The sequence below is a fragment of the Rhodococcus sp. LB1 genome, assembly GCF_001583455.1.
In the GTDB taxonomy this organism is placed as follows: domain Bacteria; phylum Actinomycetota; class Actinomycetes; order Mycobacteriales; family Mycobacteriaceae; genus Rhodococcus_F; species Rhodococcus_F opacus.
This window is the reverse complement of sequence record NZ_LTCZ01000029.1, coordinates 1-9,506: the sequence shown is the minus strand read 5'-3', so window position 1 is coordinate 9,506 and position 9,506 is coordinate 1. Positions and strand designations below refer to the sequence as shown.

At 67.1% G+C, this 9,506-nt stretch carries 5 protein-coding genes and 1 pseudogene; 2 read left to right on the top strand and 4 right to left on the bottom strand.

The window, feature by feature from the left end; genetic code table 11:
• Positions 1 to 293: 293 nt before the first annotated feature.
• Complete coding sequence (locus AZG88_RS05830; RefSeq protein ID WP_061697184.1) at positions 294 to 479, bottom strand: hypothetical protein; 186 nt, start codon at positions 477 to 479, stop codon at positions 294 to 296.
• Between the two features lie 296 nt (positions 480 to 775).
• Here AZG88_RS05830 and AZG88_RS05825 point away from each other — a divergent pair, with 296 nt between their 5' ends.
• Positions 776 to 3,250, top strand: coding sequence for an SEC-C domain-containing protein (locus AZG88_RS05825; protein ID WP_061697183.1), 2,475 nt, complete (start codon positions 776 to 778; stop codon positions 3,248 to 3,250).
• 349 nt (positions 3,251 to 3,599) lie between these two features.
• On the opposite strand, the gene AZG88_RS05820 is transcribed toward AZG88_RS05825, so the two are convergent.
• The 3 genes and pseudogenes from AZG88_RS05820 to AZG88_RS53360 form a co-directional block, all read right to left on the bottom strand.
• Positions 3,600 to 4,232, bottom strand: a complete 633-nt coding sequence (locus AZG88_RS05820) for an RES family NAD+ phosphorylase (protein ID WP_061697182.1) — start codon at positions 4,230 to 4,232, stop codon at positions 3,600 to 3,602.
• Positions 4,229 to 4,822, bottom strand: a complete 594-nt coding sequence (locus AZG88_RS05815) for a helix-turn-helix domain-containing protein (RefSeq protein WP_061697181.1) — start codon at positions 4,820 to 4,822, stop codon at positions 4,229 to 4,231. The genes AZG88_RS05820 and AZG88_RS05815 overlap by 4 nt, the downstream gene beginning before the upstream one ends.
• A 482-nt stretch (positions 4,823 to 5,304) precedes the next feature.
• A pseudogene (locus tag AZG88_RS53360) lies at positions 5,305 to 5,524 on the bottom strand (hypothetical protein); the annotation flags it as partial.
• A 175-nt stretch (positions 5,525 to 5,699) separates the two neighbouring features.
• On the opposite strand from AZG88_RS53360, the gene AZG88_RS05810 reads away from it, so the two are divergent.
• On the top strand, positions 5,700 to 8,951 hold the full coding sequence (locus AZG88_RS05810) for a protein kinase domain-containing protein (RefSeq protein ID WP_061697180.1): 3,252 nt from the start codon (positions 5,700 to 5,702) through the stop codon (positions 8,949 to 8,951).
• Positions 8,952 to 9,506 lie beyond the last annotated feature (555 nt).

The following is a 9,506-nucleotide window of genomic DNA, read 5'->3' as shown; positions in this document are numbered from 1 at the left end:
CGGCCCCGGTCGGGCGGCGGCGGGCGCCGCCTTCGGAATTTCCTACCTTCGCCATCCCCACCCACTCGTGTTCGGTGTGCCACCCGTGTACGTGCGCGGACATCACCCTACCCACTACGCGCCTTCTTACCCGTATTTTCGCTGGCATGTTTGCGTGCAGAGTTGCGCCAGACTGTGGCCGGGTGTTACCTCCCGCCGAGGGCATTGACGCCGCTGGTGACGACCAACGCCGGGGACACTGCCCGGGCAGTGTCCCCGCCGGAAACCGTTATGAGGCGACCACTGCGGAGTCGTCATTCCACCAGCGTGATCGGTACCCCAGGGGTGATGTACAGGTGGTGTCGGGCGCCGTCATGGGTGAGGGACATCGCCACTCCGAGGGTGTGTCCCTCGGCGAACCGTGCGAGCAGCTCGCGGGTGGCCTCGAACCGGGTCTGGCTGATTCCGTAGGTGACACCGTTAAAAATGAGGCTGGGCACCCTACCCTCCTTGTGTTGACGGTGGATCGTTGCCGAAAGTCTCGCTGACAACCCCTCGTCCATTGGGCGGACACACCGTCGCGGCCGACGGAGGTATCTGCTGGGGCGTGGTTACCAGCGGTGGACGACGCTCGGGTTCGGCTCGTCGCTGCCAGGCAATCGGTTGACGGAATCGTGCGCGCCGCAGCGACGCCATTTGGGTGAACTGTTGCGCCGCAGAGCAGCCGAATCCCTCACCTAGCGACGCTTACGCTCCTTTCGACGAGACGCCCGGACACATCGCATACCCTGGCCCGGTGACCGATCCGACAGATCCCACTGCCGAAGCCGCCATGGTCCTGCTCCGCGAGCACGGGCCCATGCATCCCGACGAATGGGCGCGGCGGTTGGTCGCCGAGGGGCACGGCTATCTCGCCGACATGGAGGAACTCGCCGAGTACATCGGCCATCCCCGGCTCGGCTACCTGGCGGACGGTCGCAGCGTGGCCCTCGACGCCCTGCTCGCTGGACGCGTGCTCACCCACCGGCTCACCGACACGGAAATCTCCTCCGGCATCCTCGACGCCCACCCGGACCTGACGCCCCTGCTGCCGTTCGACGACCACGACCCGGCCGCAGGCGGGCTGAGCACCCTCTTCCGTGACCTCGACGACGACGTGTTCGACGAGCGCGGCGTCGACGATCCCGACTGGCCGACGGACGCGGCGCTGCTGCTCGAACCGGACGCACTCGCCGAATTCCGGGCCGGTGACCTGGTCGCGCTCGCCTTCGTCGACGGCGAGCTGCGACTCACCGCCGCGGCGACCCCACCCGCACCCGCACCCGATCTCGCTGTCGCACTGGCCGACCTGGTGCCGATGGACCGCCCCGAGCCCCTGGACACCATCATCTGGCAGCTGATGGCCGACGACCGGTCCCTGTTCGCGGCGCCGACCACACCGCTCGGCGACCTGATCACCGACGCCGGATACGTGTGCGACGGCGACGACATCGCGGTCCGGGGATTCGACTTCACCGCCCATCGCGGGAAAGCGCACGCCGCGACGGTCACGGCGGCTCACCACCTCACCGACGACGAGACGGAAGCGGTCATGGCGTTCATCGCCCTGATCGGCGTGCTCGAGCGCACCCCCGACGACGAGCGCGAGCGCGCTGTCGACGCGGTCGTGACGAGCGCGAGGGACCGGTTCGCCGGGCTCACCCGCCCGAACGCGGCCCGCGCCGCGTTCGGCGAGGCGTACGCCACCTGCCGCGCCGGCACCGAAACCCTGCGCCTGGCTGCCGCGGTGCTCCGCGACCGCGGTCCCCGCAAGATCGCCCCGACCGCGCATTGGCTGGCGGGCAAGGCGGCCGAACTCGACGGACGGACCACCGACGCCGAGCGGCACTACGAGCGGGCCCTGGCCGTGGACCCGAACTGGGACGAGGCGCTCGAGGCTTTGGCCCGCTTCGCGTCCGATCGTGGTGACGCGGTGCGGGCGATCGGGCTGCTCGACCGGGTCGAGGGTGCGTATCGCGAACCCCTGTACGACCTGCTCCAATCGTTTCTTCCCGTCGACCGGCCGGACCTGGGGCGCAACGATCGGTGCTGGTGCGGATCCGGGCGCAAATACAAGGCGTGCCACCTCGGCAAGGCCGAACACCCACTCGAGCAGCGGGCTGGGTGGCTGTACCAGAAGGCGGGCTCGTTCGCGCAGGGCATCGAGTGGCGACCGCTGCTGATCTCGCTCGCCCAGATTCGGTCCGCGCACGACGACGATCCGTTCGCGCTGTATCACGCACTCGACGACCCGCTGGTCGCGGATGTGGTGATGTCCGAATGCGGAGCCTTCGCGCGGTTCGTCGCCGAGCGCGGCGTGCTGCTGCCCGCGGACGAACTGCTCCTCGCGCAGCAGTGGCTGCTCGCCGAGCGGTCGGTGCACGAGGTGGAGGCGGTGCGTCCGGGCGAGGGGCTGACGCTGCGCGACGTGCGCACCGGCGACCGCCTGGAGGTCACCGAGGCGGCCGCCAGCAGGCAGTTGCGGGCCGGCGACTTCTTCTGCGCCCGAGTGGTTCCCGCCGGGTCCACGATGCAGATCTTCGGCGGCATCGAACCGATCGAGCCCGGACAGCGCGGTCAGCTGATCGAGCTGCTCGATTCGGAATCCACCGACCCCGACGAGCTGGTCGAGTTCCTCAGCGCCCGGTTCGCGCCGCCGCGGCTGGTCACCCCCGACGGGCACCCGATGGTGGCGTGCCGGGCCGTGTTCGAGGTGGCCGACACCGCCGGGATCCGGCGCAAGCTCAGTCGCCGCTTCGGCGCCGCCGACGCAGACCGGTGGACCTGGACCGAGCAGGGCAGCGTGCTCGGAGTGCTGAACCTGGCCCCCGGCACCGACCCCTGGGTGCTCGAGGTCGAGGCGATGAACGAGCCACGCTTCGAGTCGCTGGTCGACGCCGTGGGCGCCGCCGATCCCGGGGCGAGACTGCGCGAGCAGACCCGGACACCGGCGGCGGAGCTGATGGCTCAGGCGCAGGAAAACGTTCGGCCGACACACCCCGTCGACCCCGAGGATCCCGCGATCGCGGCGGCACTCGACGAGCACATCCGCGGATACGAGCAGCAGTGGCTCGACGACTCGATCCCCGCCCTCGGCGGTCACACCCCGCGCGAGTGCGCCGCCGACCCCACCCGCCGCGACGACCTGATCCGGCTGCTCGACTCCTTCCCCCAGGAGGAGCGGCCGGGGGCGATGAGCGCACGGCGACTGCGGGAGGCATTAGGACTCTAGGATTCCGGCTGCCGCCCACGCACCGAAACCGGCGACGTCGTTGCCCAACGGTGACGACCGTGGCCCGCTGCGCGAGGGCGAGGGAGGGCGGCACGGTGGGCGTCGATGAGAGTCGATGAGCGGGTTTTCCGCCCATGCCCGTGCCTGTCCACCGGGTTCGTAGCGCTGCGAGGTGTCCGACTCGGATACCGGCACGACCGCGGACGGTTGACCCAACCAGGCTTCAGGCGGCGTCGAGCGCCTGCTCGACGGTCAGCGGTGTGCGGTATGCGCTCGGGATGGCGGCGATCCGCACCCACCACGGCGACGACGATCCCGTCGAATCCGATCGGTGCGGGCCGGGACAGAGTTAGACCGTCGATGCGTACCCGATGGTGCGTGCGGCGGTGCGGAGGATGGGCCGCACGCGCGGGTGATCGAGTGGTCGAGTGAACGCGGGGTCGGCGGGGAACGAGTCGGCGGCGGGGTTCCACAGCACGACGTTCGGACGGCCGGTCATGGTGGACGGTACGTACAGACCGTCGAGGTGCGGCCATGTCAGGTGGATGGTGCGCGCCCACGTTCGGCACACAGTGCGCGGTCCGTGAAGCAGTGCGTACGAGGCGTGGTGACGTACCAGCCAGGTTTCGGTGAGATTCAGCAGATTCAGGGGACGGGTCGGGCGCCACCCTGTCAGGGCAGGCGCCCCGATCGCGGTGTCGATCGTCCGTGTCGCCTGGTACACCTCGGCCAGCGCAGTGGCGACATCGCAGGCGGCGTAGAGGACCCCGATGGTGGTCGCTGCCGTGGCGGGGCCGGGGTGCGGGTCGTAGCGCATGGACGCGATCGGCCCGTAGGTGCGCAGAGTCCGCCAGGACACCACGTGAGGACCGGTGGTGCGGTGGATCCGCCACAGCACACCGTCGTAGGCCAGCATGTCCTCCGGAGCAACGGTGAGCGGGGTCCGCGGTGCCCGCGGAATCTTCGGGTGCCGACCGCTCACCAGGTGTCGAGGGATTCCACGAGCGCGACCACAGGTGCCGGGTCCGCCGCCGCGGCCAGATGCTCGAGCGGGGTCCGGTCGCCGAGGTCGGGTTGCGAGGTGTGCATGAGCGCGGCGACCGACACGGGGCTGGCGGTCGAGGGGATGGCCGCCACGACAGTACTAAGCCCCGGCAAGACATCGTCACCGACGAACTGCCATCGCGGGATGCGGCGGTGCCCGTGCAGATCGAACGCCCACAGCGTGCGCGCGGTGAGCCGCCGGGACACCACCGACCTGTCGATACCGAGCAGCGCCGCTGCCTCCTTGACGTCCAACGAATCCGCGAGCGCCGTCACCGTTTGCCGCGCGATCTCCACCGCACGAGCGCGGATCTCGGCCACCGACGACCACTGGTCGAGGACTTCGCCGACGCCCTCGCCCGCGTGCGTGCGGAGGAACTCGATCTCTCCAGCCGACAACGTGTCCGACGCGGCGGGTACCGCGGTGAGTGCAGCGTCGAGTTCGCGAAGCATCTCACGGGCGGTGAGGTCGACGTGATGCTTGGCAAGCAGCGCGTCGAGCGAATCCACCTTCTCCACCGACCTCATATGCACATCTTAGCCCGCTTGTGCACTGTTGTGCATCTCAGGTCGACGGGCCCGTGCACTTGCGGCCATGGGGCCAGCGTCCGGGCGAAGCACACGCTCGACAGGTACCGGCACCCACCAGGCCACCACCGCGACGCCACCACGTGCTTCAACGCTATCCGAAAGAACTGGACACCCTGCGAGCGGACAATGCAAGGTTGCGGTGGTTGCTGGATCGAGCAGGCCCGCGCCGCCGATCCAGATCAGGGCGCGCTGACCGGAACTCCGGGGGCACCGTGGACATGCGATCCGCACCCGAGGAGAAGGTCCGGCTCTTCGCCGACCTGCTGCGGTGCCGCACCGATGTGTACGCGGTGCGGTGGAAGAACCGCCGGGACCGAGAGCCCCTGGGTCAAGGGCATGAGCAGATCCGACGCACTCCTATCTGCCGCTGGCCCGAGGCAAACGCCCAGCACCGGCGCGGCGAACACCAAATGTGGGCGCGCCCAGCGGATCAGCATGTCCTGTTTCTCGACCGAGTCGACGGGACCGGTCGACGCCCGCCCGGACGGTGTATGTGTAGGTCCCGGCGGCGGTCACGATCAACGCATGGCCATCGGCTTCTTCTCCTGCGGGCAATGTCTCCCATACCGGTGAGGGTGGTGTTGCCGCCGGCTCGGTTGCCGATGCATTCGGCAGATCCGCGGCTGCGGCGGGTGACAGCGCTGGTCGCGTGGCGCGTAGCCGCGCGCTTCGTCCACTCCAAGCGTTCGACTGCGAGCCGTAGCCCGCACCGTCAGGGCCGCTGACAGCGATATCCTGGGAAGCACGTCGTCGAGAGGCTAACCCGTGTGGATTTCATCGGACGTATCGTGGACCGGATGAATCGACCTGGACGATGTCCGATACCGATCCGTTCGAGACCCACCGCGATGTGACCCCATCGGTCACTTCGGAGCTGAGAGCTGACGGATTCGACGACGCCCAAGAGATCGGGCGGGGCGGCTTCGGCGTCGTGTATCAGTGCACCCAAACCTCTCTCGACCGGACCGTTGCAGTGAAGGTGCTCACCAACGATCTCTCGGAGGAGAACCGGGAGCGATTCTTCCGCGAACAACGTGCGATGGGTCGTCTGACCGGCCACCCGAACATCGTGAATGTCCTCGCGGTCGGGGTCACCGACAGCGGCGAACCATACATTGTGATGCCGTATCACCCACAGGGTTCCCTGGACGAACGGATCAGGCGGCATGGTCCTCTGCCCGTGGACGAAGTGCTGCGGATAGGAGTGAAACTGGCTGGTGCGCTGGAGGCAGCTCACAGTCAGGACATCGTCCACCGCGATGTCAAGCCCGCGAACATCCTTCTCACCGATTATGGTGAGCCGGCGCTCTCGGACTTCGGGATCGCGCATATCTCCGGTGGATTCGAGACCGCTACGGGCATCGTGACCGGTTCGCCCGCGTTCACGGCGCCCGAGGTCCTCGGCGGCGCCTCCCCGAGCCCGGCCTCCGACATCTACGGACTTGGAGCCACCCTGTTCTGCGCAGTCACCGGCCACGCCGCATTTGAACGCCATAGCGGCGAACAGTTGGTAGCCCAATTCGTTCGTATTACAACAGAATCCGTCCCGGATCTGCGGGATCAAGGCCTCGCAGACGATGTTGCCAGTGTGATCGAGAAGGCAATGTCCGGTCGTCCCGAGGACCGGCAACCCTCTGCCGCCGCATTGGGTGAGAACCTGCGCGAGCTCCAACGCAGCCGCGGACTACCCGCGGACGACATGGCGCTCGCGCGTGCCGCACCGGAACCAGAGCCGATACCGCATGGACGGTTTGCGTCGAGCCCTTCCCATCATGAGGGAGGGAACCTGCCCCTGGAATTGTCCAGCTTCGTCGGACGCAGGCACGAGATCACCGAAGCGAAGAATTTGCTGGCATCGTCACGCCTGCTGACGCTGGTCGGAATGGGCGGCGTCGGGAAAACGCGTCTCGCACTTCGACTTGCAACGAGTATCCGCCGCGAGTTCGCCGACGGAGCATGGCTCGTCGAGCTCGACGAGGTCCGCACTCCGTCTCGATTGATCGACGTGGTGGCCGCAACGCTTGGTATGCGGGACCAAACCGACCGGTCGCTATACGAGATTCTGCTGGACTTCCTGTCCTCGCGAGAACTGTTGTTGATCTTGGACAATTGCGAGCAAGTGATCGACGCGGTGGCCGACCTCGCCGCAGCGCTACTGCGACACAACCCGAATCTGCGCATCCTCGCGACCAGCCGCGAGCCTCTGGCAGTAGATGGGGAGGCAACGCTGCGCGTTCCCCCACTCACCGTCCCCGACCCCGATCGCGAGCCGTCCCTGCAAGGTCTGCCCCAATACGACGCGGTGTCGCTGTTCACCCAACGCGCCACCACCGCGGTATCGACATTCACGTTGACCGACACCAACAAGTCCGCGGTGACCCGGATCTGTCATCGACTGGATGGGTTGCCGTTGCCGATTGAACTGGCGGCCGCGCGGTTGCGTGCGATGTCGCCCGAACAGATCCTGCAACGCCTGTCCGACCGCTACGCGCTCTTGACCCGCGGGAGCCGAGCCGCACCTTCACGCCAGCAGACACTCCGATTATGTGTCGACTGGAGCTACGACCTGTGCACCCCGCTCGAACAACTGACATGGGCACGACTGTCGGTGTTCACCGGCAGCTTCGATCTCGATACCGCAGAACACGTGTGCGGGGACAATGTGCAGACCGGGGATCTGCTGGACTCGGTGGCATCCCTCGTCGACAAGTCGATCCTGATCCGCGAAGAGCACGGCACCGCCGTCCGCTTCAGGCTGCTCGAGACACTCCGCGCTTACGGACGAGAAAAGGCCCAGCAGAACGGCGACTTCCACGACCTGCGCCAGCGGCACCGGGATTGGTACCGCCAGCTGGCCCGCACCGCCGAGGACGAGTTCATCGGTCCCCGGCAGCTCGAGTGGATCGCGCGACTCAGCAGTGAGCAGCCGAACCTGCGGGACGCGATGGACTTCTGCGTCGCCGAAAATGATGCCGAAGCCGGTTTACAGATCGCCGCCCCCTTGATGCAGCTCTGGGGGTCACGCGGCCTGCTCAGCGAGGCGAGACGGTGGCTCGACCAATTCCTGTCACGCCAGGGAGAACATCCCACCCTTGCCACCATCAGAGCGCTGTACGCCGACTGCCTCATGACTGAACAGCAGCGGGACCATCAGCGAGGTGCCGCTCTGGTCGAGCAGGCGCGCCTCCTCGCTGACCAACTCACCGACCCGGTAGCGCAGGCGATCGTCGACCACGCCGATGGCATCGTCGGGTTGTTCAGCGGCGATCTCACGCGCGCGGTGTCAGGTCTGGAGCGGGCAGTATCGATGTTCCGAGAAGCAGAGAACGAGCCTGCGCTACAGATCGAGTCTCTGACGTTGCTGGGATTGGCGTATCAGGTGCTCGACACCGAACCCCTCCGGGCGATCGAATGCTACGAGGAGGTTCTCGCGATCACGAAGGTGCATGGTGAATCCGTCTATCGGTCCTACGCACTGTGGGCGATGGCTGTTGCCCAATGGCGCCTGGGCGCACAAAGTCGCGCAGTCGAATTGCTCGGAGATGGAGTGCGCCTCGCTCGGCGCGTCGACGACCCGGTCGGTTGCGCAAATTGCTTGGAAGCATTCGCGTGGCTCGCCGGAACCAGTGACCCTGAACGTGCCAGCACACTGATGGGGGCCGCGGAGGCGCTCGGCCGCGCGGCCGGAAGCCCCTCCGTGCTCGTTCCCGACCTGCTCGTCTATCACGAGGAATGCGAGCGGTCCGCCCGCCGGATGCTCACCGAACACGTCTTCGAGGAGGCCCTGCACCACGGCAGAGCCATGGATCTCGATTCCGCTGTCTCCTACGCGCTCGGCGAGCGTCCTCGAAAGCCGACGTCGCCGGGTCCGACTCGCTTGACGAAACGCGAACAGCAGGTCGCAGAGCTGGTCGCCGAGGGCCTGACCAACAAGGCGATCGCCGCCCGCCTGGTGATCTCCCAACGCACCGCGCAAGGGCATGTCGAGCACATCCTCACCAAACTCGGATTCACCTCGCGAGCACAGGTCGCGGCCTGGGTTGTCGAAGAACGGCAATCGTCGTAGCTTCCCGGTGCGTCTGAAACAAGCGCGGAGTCCAGACGGAAATTAACACCTTGGGCAAGTGCGCCGACCATGACGGGTCGTGCGCGAAGACCGCCCCCACTCCCGCACTGTGCGAGCGCTTCCCTGGCCCGGAGCGCCGATTGGCCCACCCGTCTAGGCAGTGAATTCCCCTACGTAGGCGGACCACTCGTCGAGCTTCTTCAACGTCTCAGTCTCACCTGCTGTCGGTAAAAGGAGAACAACTCGGTCGACTCCCAATTGCGCATAGCTGTCGAACTCGCAGCGTGTGGGGGGTGCGGTGTGCACCACATTGACGTCCTCCCGGCCGTGAACGACCGGGAGGACGTCAAAGAACCCCGGACAACGTGTCTGCGCTGGATACTCTCGCGGGCCGCGAGACACACAGAGATCGTGGATCAGACATCAGTGGACTGACTGCGCTGATGCGCTGCGGGTGACACTGATACCGGTAGCGTTCGAATCGCTACTTCGTCGACGTCAACGGCCGCAACAGCTTCAACTGGCCGTGGTCGACCGACCGCATGCGGCAGCGAC

Bases quoted from the DNA above. Each gene is read 5' to 3' on its own strand.
- AZG88_RS05815 (WP_061697181.1), bottom strand. From the start codon at position 4,822: ATGAGGTCGGTGGAGAAGGTGGATTCGCTCGACGCGCTGCTTGCCAAG.
- AZG88_RS05810 (WP_061697180.1), top strand. From the start codon at position 5,700: ATGTCCGATACCGATCCGTTCGAGACCCACCGCGATGTGACCCCATCG.